Below are 16379 nucleotides of genomic sequence, written 5' to 3' on the forward strand. Positions count from 1 at the left end.
TGCCAGATGACGTACGAATTCTGCCTATGCGTCTGTCAAATCAACACGAAAGAAACAATTGGAAGCAACTGGATGCAAAACCAGCGCAACGGGCAAGCCGCGGATCGCACTTATAATCGCTGTCTTTCGGCGCTCTCGTGGTTGCGCGCGGCGGTTCAAAGCCTGCGCGTTCATTCTAATCCAATGCTCAAACGCTCTTTCGCCTCGATGCCTTCGAATGAGGCGCGTCTGCGTGCAAACACACAAAACTTGACCGAACACGCAGACTTGCAGGGCGGTCAGGCTGAGGTAGCACGCCGTGTGCCCGCCTGTGCGGCCGGATCGGCCGCATGAAGGCGCTGACGCGCTCCGGCAATCCGGACGTCGCCCGCGCGCTCGCCAATATCGTCTGGCTCGGGCTCGAACGGCTCACGCAGATTGCAGTGGCGATCGTCATTTCGGGACTGCTCGCGCGCTATCTCGGCCCCGACGTTTTCGGCAAATGGCAATACGCGAACACGCTCCTGCTCGTGATCGCGCCGATCACCTGGGTCTGCGGCGCGGAAATCCTCGTGCCGACGATCGTCAACCGCACGCCCGCCGAAGCCGGCGCGGTGCTCGGCAGCGCGTTCGTGCTGCGCATGGGCGTCTCGATCATCGCGCTCGTCGTCACATGGATGCGGATCGCGGCAGGCGGCACCGACCCGATGGTCGGCCTGATGCTCGCCGGCCTCGCCGTCACGATGCTCTTTCGCGAGCCGTTCATCGGCGTCGTCAATTCGTGGCTGCAAAGTCTCACCTACAGCAAGCCGCAACTCATCGCGAGCATGGCGGCGGCCATCGTCAAGGCGGCGCTCGTGTTCGCGCTGGTGCGCGCGATGGCCGCGCCGTCGAGTTTCGGCTGGCTCTGGGCGCTCGAAGCCGCGGCGATCAGCGCCGCGCTCATCGTGTATTACATGCGCCGTCACGGCGGCACGCTCGGCTGGCGCTTCGATCGCGCACTGTTCCGACATTTCGCGAGCGCGGGCACGGTGTTCTGGCTCGGACTCATCTGCATGTATCTGTTTCTCAAGCTCGACCGGCTCATGCTCGCGCATCGCGTGTCGTTCGCGGAACTCGGGCTCTACTCCGCAGCGCAGCAGTTGAACGAGAACTGGATCGCGCTCGCGCTGATGCTCTCGCAGACCATCGCGCCGGCGTTCGTCTATCGCGTGCAGGAAACCGCGCGCCTCAGGCGCAATCTCGTGCGCCTCTTCGCGATGACCGCCGTGCTGATGATCGCGGGCGCCGCCGTCCTCGATGCGCTCGCGGGCTTCATCATCGCGCGCGTGTTCGGCCCGAACTACGCGGGCGCCGCCGATATTTTCCGCTGGGCCGTGTGGCTGTCCGTGCCAGCGGGCATCGAGGCGATCGGCAATCTCGTCGTGCTGAAATATCAGGCGAAGTACGTGCTGCTGTCGAAATGGCTGTTCGCGCTGGCCGTCGCGTTCGCGGTGAACTGGTTCACGATTCCGCGCATCGAAGGCTACGGCGCGCTGATCGGGCTCGCGGCGGGCTATGTCGCGGCGGCGTCGGTGAATTTTTACTACATCCGTTTGCGGCTGCGCGCATGAACGATCTATCCGATGTCGCCGTGCTGATGCCCGCGTTCAACGGCCAGGCCGAGGTCGAACGCACGCTCGCATCGTTCAGGGAAGCCTCGACGGTGAACGTGCTGATCGTCGACGATGGCAGCACGCCGCCGATCGTCGCGCCCGTCATCGACGGCATGCGCATCGACATTCTGCGGATGCCGCGAAACGGCGGCATCGAGCGCGCGCTCGAAGCGGGCATCGCGGCGCTCGCCACGGGCGGCATACGTTACGCGGCGCGCATCGACGCAGGCGATCTGGCGACGCCCGGCCGTCTCGCGAAGCAACGCGCGTACATGGAGGACCATTCGCGCGTCGCGGTGCTGGGCATGTGGACGCACGTCGTTTCGACGCAAGGCGCGCCGCTCTTCGACCTGACGCCGCCGACCGAGCCCGCCGCGATCCGCCGCACGATGCTCGCGCGCACGTGCTTCACGCATCCGTCGCTGATGCTGCGTATCGATGCCGTGATCGAAGCGGGCAACTATCGCGCGGACTATCGCGCGGCGGAAGATCTCGATCTGATCCTGCGGCTCCTGCAACGGCACGACGGCGCGAACCTGCCCGAGTTCGGTCTGTTCTACGAGCTGAACGAAGGCGGCATCAGCGCGACGAAGCGGCGCGTGCAGGTGATGTCGACACTGCGCCTGCAACTGCACCATCTGCGCGTGACGAATCCGCTCGACTGGGCGGGCGTCGCAAAAAGCATCGCGCATCTCGTCCTGCCGTATCGCGCGTTGCGTGGTCTGAAGGCGCGATTGCTGAAGTCCACGTCTTCCGCGTGAAAATTCCAATGTTCAGTTCGCGCCACGTTGAGCGCTCTTCCGGATGACGAAAGAAATGTCGAGTCTTCGCATCGCCCTCGTCTGCAACACGGCGTGGGCGATCTACACCTACCGGCAAGGCGTGCTGCGCATGCTGACCGCGGCCGGTGCGCAAGTGACGATCATCGCGCCGCGCGATCGCACCTTCGAGCCGCTCACGGCAATGGGCTGCCGCTGCGTCGAGCTGCCGGTCGCATCGAAGGGAACGGACCCGCGCCAGGACTTCAGGACGCTCGCCGCGCTCTATCGCGAATATCGAGCGACGCGCCCGCATATCGTGTTTCACTACACGATCAAGCCGAACATTTACGGCTCGCTCGCCGCGATGCTCGCGCGCGTGCCGTCGATCGCGGTGACCACGGGCCTCGGCTACGTCTTCATCCAGAAGAGCCGCACGGCGCAGGTCGCGAAGCTGCTCTACCGTTTCGCGTTCCGCTTTCCGCGCGAAGTGTGGTTTCTGAATCGCGACGATCACGAAGCCTTTCTGCACGAGAATCTGCTCGCGCATCCGGAGCGCGCGCGGCGTCTGCACGGCGAAGGCGTCGATCTCGATGAATTCGCGTTTCAGCCGCTGCCCGCGCGCGCGGACTTCGTTTTCATCCTGATCGGGCGGCTCCTGTGGGACAAGGGCGTCGCGGAATACGTCGAGGCCGCACGCAGGATTCGCGCGAAATATCCGCACGCGCGTTTTCAATTGCTCGGGCCGGTCGGCGTCGACAATCCCAGCGCGATCAGCCGCACGGATGTGCAGAAGTGGGAAGCGGAGAATATCGTCGAGTATCTGGGCGAAGCCAACGACGTGCGCCCGCTCGTCGCCGCGGCGGATTGCGTCGTGCTGCCCTCGTATCGCGAGGGCGTGCCGCGCACGCTGATGGAAGCCTCGGCGATGGGCCGCCCGATCGTCGCCACCGATGTGCCCGGCTGCCGCGAGGTCGTCGAGGACGGCGTGAACGGTCTTCTCTGCAAGGTGAAGAACGCCGACAGCCTGGCCGAAGCGCTCGAACGCATGCTGACGCTCTCGTCCGGCCAGCGCGAGGCGATGGCCCTGCGCGGCCGCGAAAAAGTCACGAGCGAATTCGACGAAAAGAATGTCGTCGAACGCTACAAGGGCACAATACATGCCATTACAGGCATTTCACTCTGATTTCATGCAATCGGGAGAGCAAAAGATGAATGGTAATCAGCCGACGAAGGGCACGATTCTCGTCACCGGCGGCGCGGGCTTTATCGGTTCGCATACGTGCGTCGAATTGCTCGACGCGGGCTATGGCGTCGTGGTCATCGACAATCTCGTGAACAGCCGCGCGGAATCGCTGAAGCGCGTCGAAAGCATCGCTGGCAAGCGCGTCGCGTTCCATCACGCCGACGCGCGCGACGAAGCCGCGCTCAACCATATCTTCGACACACACGAGATCACCGGCGCGATCCACTTCGCGGCGCTCAAGGCCGTGGGCGAGTCGGTCGCGAAGCCGGTCGAGTACTACAACAACAACATCGGCAGCCTGCTCGCCGTGCTGAAGGTGATGAAAGAGCGCAACGTGCGCAACTTCGTGTTCAGCTCGTCCGCGACGGTCTATGGCGTGCCGAAGAGCGTGCCGATCGACGAATCTTTTCCGCTTTCGGCGACCAACCCTTACGGCCAGTCGAAGCTCATCGCCGAACAGATCCTACGCGATCTCGAAGTTTCCGATCCGTCGTGGCGCATCGCGACGCTGCGTTATTTCAATCCGGTCGGCGCGCATGAGAGCGGGCTGATCGGCGAAGATCCGGCGGGCATTCCGAACAACCTGATGCCGTATGTCGCGCAGGTGGCCGTCGGCAAGCTGGAGCGGCTGCGCGTGTTCGGCAGCGATTACGATACGCACGACGGCACCGGCGTGCGCGATTACATTCACGTCGTCGATCTGGCGCGCGGGCACATCGCGGCCATCGACGCGCTGAAGACGCTCGACCGCAGTTTCGTCGTGAATCTCGGCACGGGCCAGGGCTATAGCGTGCTCGATGTCGTGAAGGCGTTCGAGGCGGCGTCGGGCAAACCGGTGCCGTACGAGCTCGTGCCGCGCCGCCCGGGCGATATCGCCGCCTGCTACGCCGATCCGGCCGCCGCCGCGGAACTGATCGGCTGGCGCGCGGAGCACGGCATCGAACGCATGTGCGTGGATCACTGGCGCTGGCAGTCGCAAAACCCGAACGGGTTCGCGTAAAGTCTCGCTGCGCCCCGCGTCGTCGTTCCGAGCGATGCGGGGCTGCTTCTCCCAACCGGTTCTATTTTCATGCTTAGTTTCGCGCTTGCTTTTCTGATCTCGCTGCTCGTGACCTTGTTGATCGTGCGCTTCGCACACCTGCAGGAAGGCGTGCTCGGCGACACCGATCTCGCCGGCGTGCAGAAGTTTCACGCGCGCCCGGTGCCGCGCATCGGCGGCGTGGGCATCATTTGCGGGCTGACCGCATCGGCGGTGCAGTTGCGATGGAGTTATCCGGCCGTGTCGGGCGGGATTCTCGGCATCGTCGCGTGCGGCCTGCCGGCGTTTCTCTCCGGGCTGATCGAAGACCTGACCAAGCGCGTCTCGCCGCTCGCCCGCCTCGTCTGCACGATGGCCGCCGCGGGCCTCGCCTATGCGTTGCTGAATATCGCGGTCACGCGCATCAGCGTGCCGCCGCTCGATTTCCTGCTGTCCTACGCGATCATTTCCTGCGCGGTGACGGTGCTCGCCGTCGCGGCGCTCGCGAACGCGGTGAATATCATCGACGGTTTCAACGGCCTCGCGTCGATGGTCAGCTTCATGATGTTCGCGTCGCTCGCCTACGTGGCGTTCCAGGTGCACGATCCCGTCGTGCTGTCGGGATCGCTCATCATGATGGGCGCGGTGATGGGCTTCTTCATCTGGAATTTCCCCGCCGGCCTGATCTTTCTCGGCGACGGCGGCGCGTATTTCGTCGGCTTCATGCTGGGCGAGCTCTCCATCATGCTCGTCATGCGCAACCGCGACGTCTCCGCGTGGTATCCGGTACTGCTCTTCATGTATCCGATCTTCGAGACGTGTTTCTCGATCTATCGCAAGAAGTTCATTCGCGGCATCTCGCCCGGCATTCCCGACGGCGTGCATCTGCATATGCTCGTCTACAAGCGGCTGATGCGCTGGGCCGTCGGCGCGAAGAACGCGCACGAACTGACGCGCCGCAACTCGCTCACGTCGCCGTATCTGTGGCTGCTGTGCCTGATCGCGGTGATTCCCGCGACGCTCTTCTGGCGGCACACGGTGCATCTGTTCTGCTTCGTCGTCGTGTTCGCGGCGACGTATGTGTGGCTCTACATGAGCATCGTGCGCTTCAAGTCGCCGCGCTGGCTCGTGTTCCGACGGCCGCACACCGTGAAGAAGTAAGCGCTCTCCGTGTCGATGAACGCCGCCCCGCTCCGGGCGGCGTTTTCGTTTGCGGCCTCGCTTACGTCAGATGCTTTTTGAAGAACTCCGCGGTGCGGCCGTTCGCGAGCTGCGCGGCCGCCGCGTCGTAGTGCGCGCCCTGATTGCGCGCGAACGCGTGATGACAGCCGGGATACGTGAACGCCTCGACGTTCGCGTGCCCTTGCACCGCCGCGAGCACGCGACTGCGCGCGTCGGCGGGAATGAACTCGTCTTCTTCCGCGAGATGCAGCATCAGCGGCACCTTGATCTTCGGCAGCTCGGCGAGATACTGGTCGGTGCCGCCGCCGTAATAGGAAACCGATGCGTCGACATCGGTGCGCGCGGCCGTCAGGAAAGACAGCAGGCCGCCGAGACAGAATCCGACCGAACCGATCTTGCCCTGCACCTGCGAGAGTCCGCGCGCAAAGCCGATGGTCGCCGCGATGTCCTCGACGCCCGTGTTCACGTCGAACGCGTTGTAGTACTTCAGCGCCTGTTGCCACTCGGCTTCGGATTTGTCGGTCAGTTCGACGTTCGGTTCGAGCCGCCAGAACAGATCGGGGCACAGCGCGACGTAGCCCTGGCGCGCGTACTCGTCGCAGGTTTCGCGCATGTCGGCGTTGATGCCGAATATCTCCTGAATCACGACCACGGCGGGCGCGGGCGTTTGCGCGGGATAGGCGACGTAGGCGTCGAAATTGCCGTCGGGCGTGGAGATGCTGAGCCTGTCGGACATGGGAGTCTCCTGAGTGATGTCGTGAATCGAAAGCGCGCAAAGGCCCGATCGAGCGCGCGCCTGGCCGGTAATCGAAGTGTGATTCGCGTGTGTGACGATGAGACACGGGCTATCGGAGAAAGCTCCGCGCGTTGGGGACGAAGCGATCGATGCACGAAGCGCAACGCGGCCTGCCTTGCGGCAGGAACCTATTTGATACGCGAAAATCGGCGCGCGCGCCAGCTTTGAATCGCGCGGATTCGGCGTGCGGAGAACGGGCCACCCGTCCCTGCGATGATCGCGAGTCCCCGGATGAAATCGAATCGTATCGATCGATCGGGTTCCTGCATGCGTGTTGCGCCGAACAAGCCCATGCCGTTTCCCTTCTGCGAGGGTCGTTTGTTGTCGAGTGGCTCGCGCGGCGGACCGCGCGTCCTCGTGGGCCTGCTTACCCCGAAACCGGGTTACCTCGTATCGGCACGTGCACGCACATCGCACGTATTGAGTGGTCTCACGCCGGAACATGTCGCTTCCGGCCATTCAATCTTCGGTCCGCAAATCGGGGACGATCCGCCAGAATCCCGTGCTTTGCGGACAGGCGCGCGCGACGAAGAAACGCGCCCAACGATGCGTGGTGCGGCGCACATGCGCGTCCGTCGTTTCACGCCGAAGACTAGGCGCCTGACGCCGCCGCGACGGCGCGCGATAAAAGCCGCTGATATATTCGACGCAAAAAATGGGGTTCCCGGGGTCGTCATGCGCAACAAGTTCGCCGTCATCTGGATCTGGCTTTGCCTGCTTCCGCTCGCATTCGACTTCAAGGGCGTGGAGGCGGCCAGCAGGACGGTCGATATTCTGCTCACCGTGACCTCGATGGGCGCCGCCTGCGCGATTCTGCTGATCGCGCCGCGCTTCGCGCGCCGTTCGCGCATGCGCACGCTCGTCACCTCGCTCTTTCTGCTTACGATCTTCGGCAGCGTCGCGACGCAATTGCTGCAAGGCAACGACGCGGGCAACTACGCGCGCGTGATCCTGCCGTTCCTGCTGATGCTGCTCGGCTATTTCGTCGGCTGCCGTCCGTGGGATGCGCAGCGCCTCGAACAGATCGAGCGCGCGATGATCGGCTCGCTGATCGCATCGATCGTGTTCGGCGTCGGCTTCGACATCGCGATGTCCGAAGGAACCGGGAACATGAGCATGCATGTCGTCCCGGTCACGTTCCTTTGTCTGCAAGGGCTGCTGCTGCACGAGTTCGTCTTCGCGCAGCGCATCGCGAAGCTCGCCGCGCTGCTCTTTCTCGCGACGATCGCCGTGGAGATCGTCTGCGCCACGCCCAGCCTGCTTGTGGGCACGGTGCTGCTCATCGCTTACGCGACGTGGCTCGCCGCGCCTTCGATCCGGCCTTTCTTCACCGCCGGCCTGCGCGCGGTCGCGATTCTGACGCTGCTCGGCGCGATGGCGGCCGCAACGGCCACGTTCTTCCCGACCGTCGCCCAGCAGTTCATGCAGCACATGTCGTTCGCGAAGGACGTGCCGGCCGCACGCGATCCGGTCACGATCGCGCGTCTCGCGGAAATGAAGGATCAGGTCGATCAGACGACATCCTCGACGCTCTCGACGATGGTCGGCATGGGATACGGACACGACTATCGCTACTCGCCGTCGTACTTGCCCGATCTCGCGGGCATGATCAGCGAGAAGGATTTCTACGCGATCAGAATCTGGGCGGCCGGCCACGACTTCTGGGTCTATCAGTTCTTCGCGGGCGGCCTGCTGTTCGGCCTCGCGCTGCCGCTCGCCGTGCTGTGGGCGCTCTGGCGCGGCTCGATGGCCTATCGCGCGTGGCGGCATCGCGCGCCCGATGCGCCGCATCTGTCCGTGCTCGGACGCGCGCTCTTCGTGCTCGCGGCGCTACCCGCGACGTCGATCGGCGGCAATCCGCTCGGCGACCGCTTCTCGGGCGTCGTGTTTGGCGTCGCGCTCGGACTCGTCGTCGCGTCGTATGCGCGCATCGCGCACGTCATGCAGATGCGCGCCGCCGAAGCGGCCGGGTATGAGCCGCCGCAGAGACCGCCGTGGTTTGGCACGCCGCCCGACATGCGCCCGCAGGACGAACCGTTACCGGAAATCCTGCCGGCGAATCCCTCGCGCGCGCCCGGCTCGCTGCCCGCGCAATAGCGCGGTCAGGTTCACTGCGCGGGAAGGTGCGCCCTCAGATACTGCGCGAAGCCGTTCTGCACGGAGATGATTTTCGTCGCGCAGTCGTTGAAATCGGAGCCGCGCGCGCGTTCATCGCCGTACATGTCCTTGCATTGGGCGAAGAGCGAGATCGTCGCGCCGTTTCCGTTGGCGATGCGCGTCGCCGAAAACACCGGCTTGCCGGAATCCGATGGCATATCGGTTTCGATGGCGGCATCGTCGGCGCGGGTCAGGCGTTCCTTCGAATTCTGCGCGACGTAGGTCTTCGTCAGCTTCCAGGCCGCATCGCATTGCGCGGCGTCGCGGCACGAGACGGTCGCGTTGCGTTGCGCGTCGTCGAGCGTCTGCTGAGAGAGCAGGAACGTGCGTTCCTTCTGCTGCTCCTTCTCGGCGGACGAGCAGGCGGTGAGGACAACCGAAGCGAGTGCGAGAGCGATGAGCTTTTTCACGGACGGACAGCCTAAAAACCAGGTCGGACGGCGATTATAACGACGCCCGCTCTCGTCGCGCGTAAAACTCGGCTGCATCGGGTGAATGGCCGCTCGTGCATGGTTTTTGGCGTCGGCGGCCGGCAGCGCGCAATATCCTGTGTTCATGCGTGCGCGACTCGCCGTCAGCGCATCCGACAAGCCCGGAGGAGACATCATGAAACATGCGCTAGGCACGGCGCTTTTGTCGCTGGCGATGACCGCACTCGCGTCCTCGGCCGCCCATGCCGACGATGCATCGCCGACAGACAAGCTGCTCGCGCAGCAGAACGGTTATGTGGGGAATCCCGCGGGCGGCGCGCGGCTGCGTCCGAGCGGACACAAGGCCGACGCCAAGTCGATGATGGCGCCGAAAAGCGCGGCGGCGGCGCTCTATCCGGCGCCGCCGGGCCTGAACCCGCCGGCGCCGACCGCGGCGCGCTCGCGCGACATCTACAAGTCGCCGTATTGAAGCGCGCCGGAGGCTCTACTCCGCGATGCTTTCGTAGCCGTAATAGCCGGCGTACGTGCTGCCCATCAGCACCTTCGATTGCGGAACATCGGTGAGCAGCACGCCTTTCATGTGCACGCCGCCGTGATACAGGCGCTTCATCGTTTCGCCGATCTCCTGCACCTGATTCTTGCCGTGCCGCACGACGAGCAGGCTCGTGCCCGCGTGCCTGCCGATCACGGTCGCATCGGTCACGGCGAGCACCGGCGGCGTATCGATGACCACGAGATCGTAATGCTGCTTCAGCTCGGCGAGAATTTCACCGAGACGGTCGCTCGCGAGCAACTCCGCCGGATGAGAAGGCAGCGCGCCCTTCGGAATCAGATCGACGCCGGGCAGTACGTCGTGCAGGATCGTGCTCATCACGTCGGCGCCCATCAGCACGTCGGAGAGACCGGGCGAATGGCGCACGCCGAAGTGCGAGTGGATATCGCCGCGGCGCATGTCGGCGTCGATCAATAGCACGCGCTTTCTCGTCGAGGCGACGAGCGTCGCGAGATTCGCCGAGAGGAACGACTTGCCCGCTTCCGGACGCGAGCCGGTCAGCATCACGACGTTGTTGCGCGCATCGGAAAGCTGCAGTTGCAGCGAGGTGCGCAGACCGCGAATGCCTTCGACAGCCGCATCTTCCGGCGCCTGCGCGGCGAGCACGTGCAGCCCTTCGCGGCGCATCCCGACCTGCCGTTGCAGACGAAGCTGCTGCGTGCTGCGCGGCACGATGGCGAAGACGCGCGTACCCAGTTGCCGTTCGATGTCTTCCGGACGCTCGACGCCGCCATACAGCGCCTTGCGAATGAACGCGACGATGATGCCGAGCACGAGTCCGATGCCCGCTGATATCAGGATCACGAGCGCGCGTTTCGGACGCACGGGATCGTCGGCGGGCTGCGCGAGATCGACGATGCGCACGTTGCTCACCTGCCCCGCCTTCGCGATGCGCAGTTGCTGCGTGCTGTTCAGCAGGTTCGTGTAGAGCTCGGTGCTCGAACGCACGTCGCGCATGTAGCGCAGCGCGGTCTGCTCGGTATCGGGCAGCGTCGACACGTTCTTGCCGAGGCGCGTTTGCGCGACGGTGAGCGCGGCGATCTGCGCATCGAGCGCCTGCACCGACGGGTGATTCGCCGTGAAGCGCAGCGAGAGTTCGGCGCGCTGTTGCTGCAAATCCGTGAGCTTCGTCTTGTTGTCGACGACCTGTTGCAGAAGCAGGCGGCTTTCTTCGGAGAGATCGACCGAGCCCTGCTTGTTGCGGAACGCGCTGTAGCGCTGCTCGGCTTCGTCGAGCTGCTTCTTCACGACCGGCAGTTGCTGCTCCAGAAACGCGAGCGTGTGTTCGGCTTCGGCCGAGCGCTTCTGCGTGTCCTGCTGCACATAACGGTTCGCAATGTTATTGACGATCGCCGCAATTTCCTTCGGATTACTACCTTCCAGAGATACGCCGATGATGCCCGACTGCAATGCCGTCTCCGCCACGGTGAGGCGCTTTTGCAAACGATCGATGGTCGTGAGCGTCGAGAAGCGTTGCAGGTCGAACTGCACGCCCGGTTTGCTCGTGAGTTTGTCGACCTTGAGCGTGATGAGACCTTGCGGCGTCATGCCGGACGCTTCCTGTCCGACGTGGCCGGTGAGAATGCCGAGGCCGTCCGGGTCCTTAAGCACGTATGCGCCATGCTCGCCCGCGACGAGCGTGAACTTCCTGTCGTAGAGCGCCTTCGGCGTGTCGAAGAGCGGCACGTCGATCTCTTCGCCGCCCCATGCGAAGCGCGACAGATAGCCCGGCGGCACCGGCCTGTTCAGCATCGAGAACACGTTGCCGACGAGCTTGCCGACGACCGGAAAAGAACGCGGCGACGCGCCGATGTCGAGATGCAGACGCCGCACCGTATCGTCGATGACGAGGCGCGAACGCAGAAGCTCGATCTGCGCGGCGGTCACGGACTTCGTATCGGTGAGTTGCGGCGCGACCGCCTGCACCGCCTCGGCGCTGGCGTTCGTTTTGGCGTTGTTGCCGCTGGCTTCGTCCACCTGGATCATCGCGTCCGCCTTGTAGGTCGGCGGCGCAAGGTAGGCGTAGGCGGTTCCGAGCGCGACCACGGCGAGCGTGACGAGCGTCACGAGCTTCCAGTTGCGCATCACCGCGGCCAGATAATCGGACAGCCGCAATTCGTCGGCTGTCGATATGTCTGTATACCGCGTGTCAAAGTTCATGGCCATGATCTCGCTCGCTTGTATTTTTTGAGTCGAACAATGATGCTCCGGCGCGCCCCCGCGCGCGCCGGTCAAACGCCTGCGGTCAAAGCATTTACTTCGTCAGCACGGCGGCCGTCAGACCCGCGTTGATCGCCGGCAAGAGCAGGTTCAACACGCGCGAGAAGCGGACGAGCCCGCTGTTGTCTACGTAGACGACGTCATGCGGCTGCAGCTCGAAGTTGTTCGCGAGCAGCATGGACACCGGCGAGAGCGCGTCGAGCTTGTAGACCTCCGGCTGGTCCGTCGCGCCGTTGCGGATCACGTACAGCTCGCGCGGGTTCGACGTTTCCGGGTTGAAGCTGCCCGCCTGCGAGATCGCGTCCGACAACGTGAGCTTGCCGTTGCGCATCGGGATCACGGTGGCGGGCTTGGTCACTTCGCCCATCACGTAGACGCCGTTCTCGTCGCGCGAATCGACACGCAGCGCATCGCCCGGGCGAAGCATGATGTCCGACGGGCTGCGGCCCTTCGCCGTCATGCCGGCCATGTTGATGTTGTACGTGACGCCGTCGCGGATCAGCGTGACGCGGCTCTGGTCCGCCGTCGTCGCGAAGCCGCCCGCGCGGCCGATCGCCTCGGTGAGCGTCATCGGAATGTCGTTGATCTGCTGCGAGCCCGGCGTGCGCACGTCGCCGTCGATATACACCTGCGACGCACGGAACGACGCGACGCGCACCGTCACCTGCGGCTTCACGAAGACCTTCGAAAGCTGCGTGTACAGCTCGCGCTGAACCTGCGTCTCGGTCTTGCCCGCGACATGCAGCGAACCCGGCACATACGGGAACTGCAGATTGCCGTCCGCATCGACGACGAAGCCAGGCGCGGCATCCGACGTGCGCGTCTGATTCGCGGGCTGGCCGAGCGCCGCGACGAGTTCCGGGTGATCCCACACTGTGATCTGCAGCACGTCGCCGACGCCCAGCTTGTACGGCGCAGGCTTGCCGTAGAGCGACGCGTTCGGATCGGTCGCCGCGGAAGGCTGCGCGGTGCGCATCTTCTTCACGAGCGCGGCATCGATCGTGGTGATCGGAATGTTGGTCGTGGTGGCCGGATCGCCCTGATCGTTCGACGTCTCGACGAGCTGCGCCGGCTTTTCCATGTGCATGCCCGGCGAGAGCCCGCAACCCGTCAGGATCACGGAGATGGAAGCTGCCGCAGCCAGGCTCGTGAGGCGGAAGATACGCGACACGTTGGTGTTGGCGGCCATGGAGTTGGTGCCCGGTTGTTGTTGGTTGTGCATAATGGTCGTCCCCTGCTTCAGTAAGCGTTGGTGTGGCGTAGTCCCTTGAAGATCGTTGCGGCGATGATTCTCATATCGAGTCCGAACGACCAGTTACCCAGGTAGTACAAATCGTGAGCGACGCGTCCTTCCATCTTTTCGATCCGATCCGTTTCTCCACGAAAACCGTTGACCTGGGCCCAGCCGGTGATGCCTGGCTTGATCCGGTAACGATGGATATACCCCGATACGACCTTCTGATACAGGTCGTCATGTTCGAGCGCGTGTGGACGCGGGCCCACGACCGACATGTCGCCACGCAGAACGTTGAAGAACTGCGGTAGCTCATCGAGGCTGGTGCGGCGCAGGAACGCCCCGACACGGGTCACGCGCGGATCGTCGCGCGTGGCCTGGCGGAGCACTCCGGCCTGTTCCGTGTGCATGCGCATCGAACGGAACTTGTAGATGGTGAAGACGCGGCCATCCGCGCCCTTGCGGTTTTGCCGGAAGAGCACGGGCCCGCGCGAAGTCAGCTTGATCGCGAGCGCGATGCAGATCAGCGCGGGCGAGACGGCGATGATCGCGCCGAGCGCGAACACGCGGTCGAAGAGTTCCTTCTGCAACTGCGCGGATGCCGACAGCGGCGACGCGACGAGATTGATCGCGGGCTGGCCGAGCAGATCGGTCACGCCGCTTTCGAAGAGCGCGAGGCTGCGCACGTCGGGGATGAAGCGCACGTTGAGCAGATCGTCGCGGAATTCGTTCACGAAGCGCAGGATCGTGGGCTCTTCGGAAAGTGGCAGCGCGAGCCAGACCTCGTGCACGTTCTGCGTGCGCACGAAGCTCACGAAGTCGTCGAAGTCGTCGTACACCGGCACGCGCGTGTTGAGCCGCGCCTTGCCCGGCGCCGCGTTGAATGCCGCGCGCATGCGAAAGCCCGTGTCCTGCGAGCGCTCGATCTTGCGCAGGATCGCATCGCAATGCCTGCCGCTGCCGACGATCGCCACCTGCTGCAAGTTCAGGCCGGCGTTGCGCATGTGCGCGAGGATCGCGTGCGTGATGAGGCGCCCGGCGATCATGAGGCCGCCGGACATCGCGGTCCAGTAAGCGAACCAGAGGCGCGACACATAATCGAGGCGGTGCAGCGAGAACATCAGCGCGAGCGCGCAGCCCTGCACGACGAGCCAGCCGAGCGAGACCTGACAGGCGAGCTGGAGCTTGCTGCGGCCGCGCCATGACTGGTAGACGCCGAAGCCAGGAAAAAGGGCGAGCGAAAACGCCGCCGCGAACGCGACGAACGCCATCGAATAGGTGTGAGCCTCGATGTACTCGAACCTGATTTGCGACGCCACTGCCGCGCCGCCGACGATCATCACGACGTCGAACAGACGCGCGAGCAATCCCTGTAAATCGCGCATGTTTTTTTCCCCGGAACGCAATCAGCCCTTTACCGCCCGCCTCAGTCTCCTCCTCGCCTTAGCCCGTCTTTTCGAATGAAAGCCGTTGCAAAGAAGTCAGTTGCCTCAAACCGTCATGCCCTTGCCCTTCGAGCGCTCAATGGCGTCCGTAGGTGTCGTCGAAGCGCACGATGTCGTCTTCGCCGAGATAGCTGCCCGACTGCACTTCAATGATCTCGAGCGGCACCTTGCCCGGGTTCTCCAGACGATGCCGCACGCCGAGCGGAATGAACGTCGATTCGTTCTCGGAGAGCAGAAACTGCTCTTCGCCGCGCGTGACGAGCGCCGTGCCGCACACGACGACCCAGTGCTCCGCGCGATGGTGATGCATCTGCAACGACAGCTTCGAGCCCGGCGACACCACGATGCGTTTCACCTGAAAGCGCTCGCCGTGCTCGATCGAATCGTAGAAGCCCCACGGACGGCGCACCTTGCGATGCGTATCCGCTTCGGGCGCGTGCTGCTCGCGAATGCGCGCGACGAGCCCCTTGATGTCCTGCACGCGCGAACGGTCCGCGACGAGCACGGCGTCGTCCGTCTCGACGACGATCACGTTGGTCGTGCCCACGCACGCGACGAGGCGTCCGCCTTCGGAGCGCGCATAGCTCGACGTCGCGCCTTCGAACACGACACGGCCGCTCGCGACGTTGCCGGACTCGTCCTTGTCCATCGCGTCCCACACGGCGTCCCACGAGCCGAGATCCGACCAGCCCGCGACGAGCGGCACGACGACGCCGTCGCACGGCTTGCTCGGCGTGCCGATGTGTTCCATCACGGCGTAGTCGATCGAGTCGGACGGCGCGCGGCCGAATTGCGCGGCGTGCGGCCGGAAGAACTTGCCGTCGTCCTCGCCTTCCTGCGCGGCGGCCGAGCAGGCCGCGTGCATGTCGGCGTTGAGCTTCTTGAGCGACGCGAGCCACACGCTCGCACGCACGATGAAGATGCCGCTATTCCACCAGTACGTGCCCGCCGCGACGTATTGCGCGGCGAGTTCCGCCGCGGGCTTCTCGACGAAGCGATCGATCTTGTGCGCGCCGTCGTCGAGCGCGTCGCCCAGACGGATGTAGCCGAAGCCGGTGTCGGGGCGCGTCGGCGGAATGCCGAGCGTCGCGATCACGCCGCGCTCCGCATGCTCCGCCGCGATCGCGATGGCGCGATGCAGCGCGGGAATGTCCGCGATGGAGTGATCGGCCGGCATCGCGACCATGATCGCGTCCTCGCCGTCCTTCACCGCGGCGAGCGCCGCCAGCGTGAGCGCGGGCGCGGTGTCGCGGCGCGCCGGTTCGACGATGATGCGTGCATCGACGCCGCTCTCGCGCGTCTGCTCTTCCGTCGTGAAACGATGCTCCTCGCCGCACACGATGATCGGCTCGCCGTCCACCTTGAAGTCGCCCGCAAAGCCTTTCAGCCGCGCAACCGTAGCCTGCAACAACGAGTCATGTCCGATGACACCGATCAATTGCTTCGGGAACTGTTCACGCGACATCGGCCACAGGCGGGTGCCCGAGCCGCCGGCGAGGATCACAGGGACGAGGCGGCGGCACGGCCCGGCCACCTTGGCCGGGCCTGCCTCCACACCTGCTGCTCCCTGCTCCACCCCACCTTTCGTGCGTGCTTCATTCGTCATAGAGGACTCCTGCCTGCAAATTCATTCGAACGACAATGCCGTCCGGGAAATGATCAAATGCCGAACCGATCGGGTCCGGCCAAAGGTCCGACGCTTTTC

At 64.5% G+C, this 16379-nt stretch carries 13 protein-coding genes; 7 read left to right on the forward strand and 6 right to left on the reverse strand.

Annotated features, from left to right (window positions below; genetic code table 11):
• Window positions 1-329: 329 nt before the first annotated feature.
• From IAG25_RS17035 to IAG25_RS17055, 5 genes are all read left to right on the forward strand, one after another.
• Entirely contained in the window at window positions 330-1592 is a 1263-nt protein-coding gene (locus IAG25_RS17035; RefSeq protein WP_187605894.1) for an oligosaccharide flippase family protein, read from the forward strand.
• Complete coding sequence (locus IAG25_RS17040; protein ID WP_187605895.1) at window positions 1589-2395, forward strand: glycosyltransferase; 807 nt, start codon at window positions 1589-1591, stop codon at window positions 2393-2395. Before IAG25_RS17035 ends, IAG25_RS17040 begins: the two co-directional genes overlap by 4 nt.
• Window positions 2396-2438: 43 nt before the next feature.
• Complete coding sequence (locus IAG25_RS17045; RefSeq protein ID WP_187605896.1) at window positions 2439-3578, forward strand: glycosyltransferase family 4 protein; 1140 nt, start codon at window positions 2439-2441, stop codon at window positions 3576-3578.
• 25 nt (window positions 3579-3603) lie between these two features.
• Complete coding sequence (galE, locus tag IAG25_RS17050; protein WP_187605897.1) at window positions 3604-4638, forward strand: UDP-glucose 4-epimerase GalE; 1035 nt, start codon at window positions 3604-3606, stop codon at window positions 4636-4638.
• A 69-nt stretch (window positions 4639-4707) separates the two neighbouring features.
• Window positions 4708-5817, forward strand: a complete 1110-nt coding sequence (locus IAG25_RS17055; protein WP_187605898.1) for an MraY family glycosyltransferase — start codon at window positions 4708-4710, stop codon at window positions 5815-5817.
• A gap of 61 nt (window positions 5818-5878) precedes the next feature.
• Here IAG25_RS17055 and IAG25_RS17060 read toward each other — a convergent pair whose 3' ends face one another.
• Entirely contained in the window at window positions 5879-6574 is a 696-nt protein-coding gene (locus tag IAG25_RS17060; protein ID WP_035500928.1) for a dienelactone hydrolase family protein, read from the reverse strand.
• 735 nt (window positions 6575-7309) lie between these two features.
• Between IAG25_RS17060 and IAG25_RS17065 the strand changes: the two genes are divergently transcribed.
• A complete protein-coding gene (locus tag IAG25_RS17065; protein WP_187605899.1) occupies window positions 7310-8731 on the forward strand; it encodes a hypothetical protein in 1422 nt (473 codons plus the stop codon).
• A gap of 11 nt (window positions 8732-8742) precedes the next feature.
• Here the strand turns inward: IAG25_RS17065 and IAG25_RS17070 are convergent, their stop codons facing one another.
• Window positions 8743-9201, reverse strand: a complete 459-nt coding sequence (locus IAG25_RS17070) for a hypothetical protein (protein ID WP_187605900.1) — start codon at window positions 9199-9201, stop codon at window positions 8743-8745.
• Window positions 9202-9397: 196 nt separating this feature from the next.
• Here IAG25_RS17070 and IAG25_RS17075 point away from each other — a divergent pair, with 196 nt between their 5' ends.
• Window positions 9398-9691 carry a hypothetical protein gene (locus tag IAG25_RS17075; protein WP_187605901.1) on the forward strand — a complete coding sequence of 98 codons (294 nt, stop codon included), beginning with the start codon at window positions 9398-9400 and terminating at the stop codon, window positions 9689-9691.
• A gap of 15 nt (window positions 9692-9706) precedes the next feature.
• On the opposite strand, the gene IAG25_RS17080 is transcribed toward IAG25_RS17075, so the two are convergent.
• The 4 genes from IAG25_RS17080 to IAG25_RS17095 form a co-directional block, all read right to left on the reverse strand.
• Window positions 9707-11941 (reverse strand): polysaccharide biosynthesis tyrosine autokinase, encoded by a 2235-nt coding sequence (locus IAG25_RS17080; protein ID WP_187605902.1) that lies wholly within the window; start codon window positions 11939-11941, stop codon window positions 9707-9709.
• 88 nt (window positions 11942-12029) lie between these two features.
• Window positions 12030-13184 carry a polysaccharide biosynthesis/export family protein gene (locus tag IAG25_RS17085; protein WP_035500925.1) on the reverse strand — a complete coding sequence of 385 codons (1155 nt, stop codon included), beginning with the start codon at window positions 13182-13184 and terminating at the stop codon, window positions 12030-12032.
• A 50-nt stretch (window positions 13185-13234) separates the two neighbouring features.
• Window positions 13235-14614, reverse strand: a complete 1380-nt coding sequence (locus IAG25_RS17090) for an undecaprenyl-phosphate glucose phosphotransferase (RefSeq protein ID WP_187605903.1) — start codon at window positions 14612-14614, stop codon at window positions 13235-13237.
• Window positions 14615-14750: 136 nt separating this feature from the next.
• Complete coding sequence (locus tag IAG25_RS17095; protein ID WP_222946537.1) at window positions 14751-16280, reverse strand: mannose-1-phosphate guanylyltransferase/mannose-6-phosphate isomerase; 1530 nt, start codon at window positions 16278-16280, stop codon at window positions 14751-14753.
• Window positions 16281-16379: the final 99 nt, after the last annotated feature.

This window comes from Caballeronia sp. EK (genome assembly GCF_014384845.1).
GTDB classification, from domain to species: Bacteria; Pseudomonadota; Gammaproteobacteria; order Burkholderiales; family Burkholderiaceae; genus Caballeronia; species Caballeronia jiangsuensis.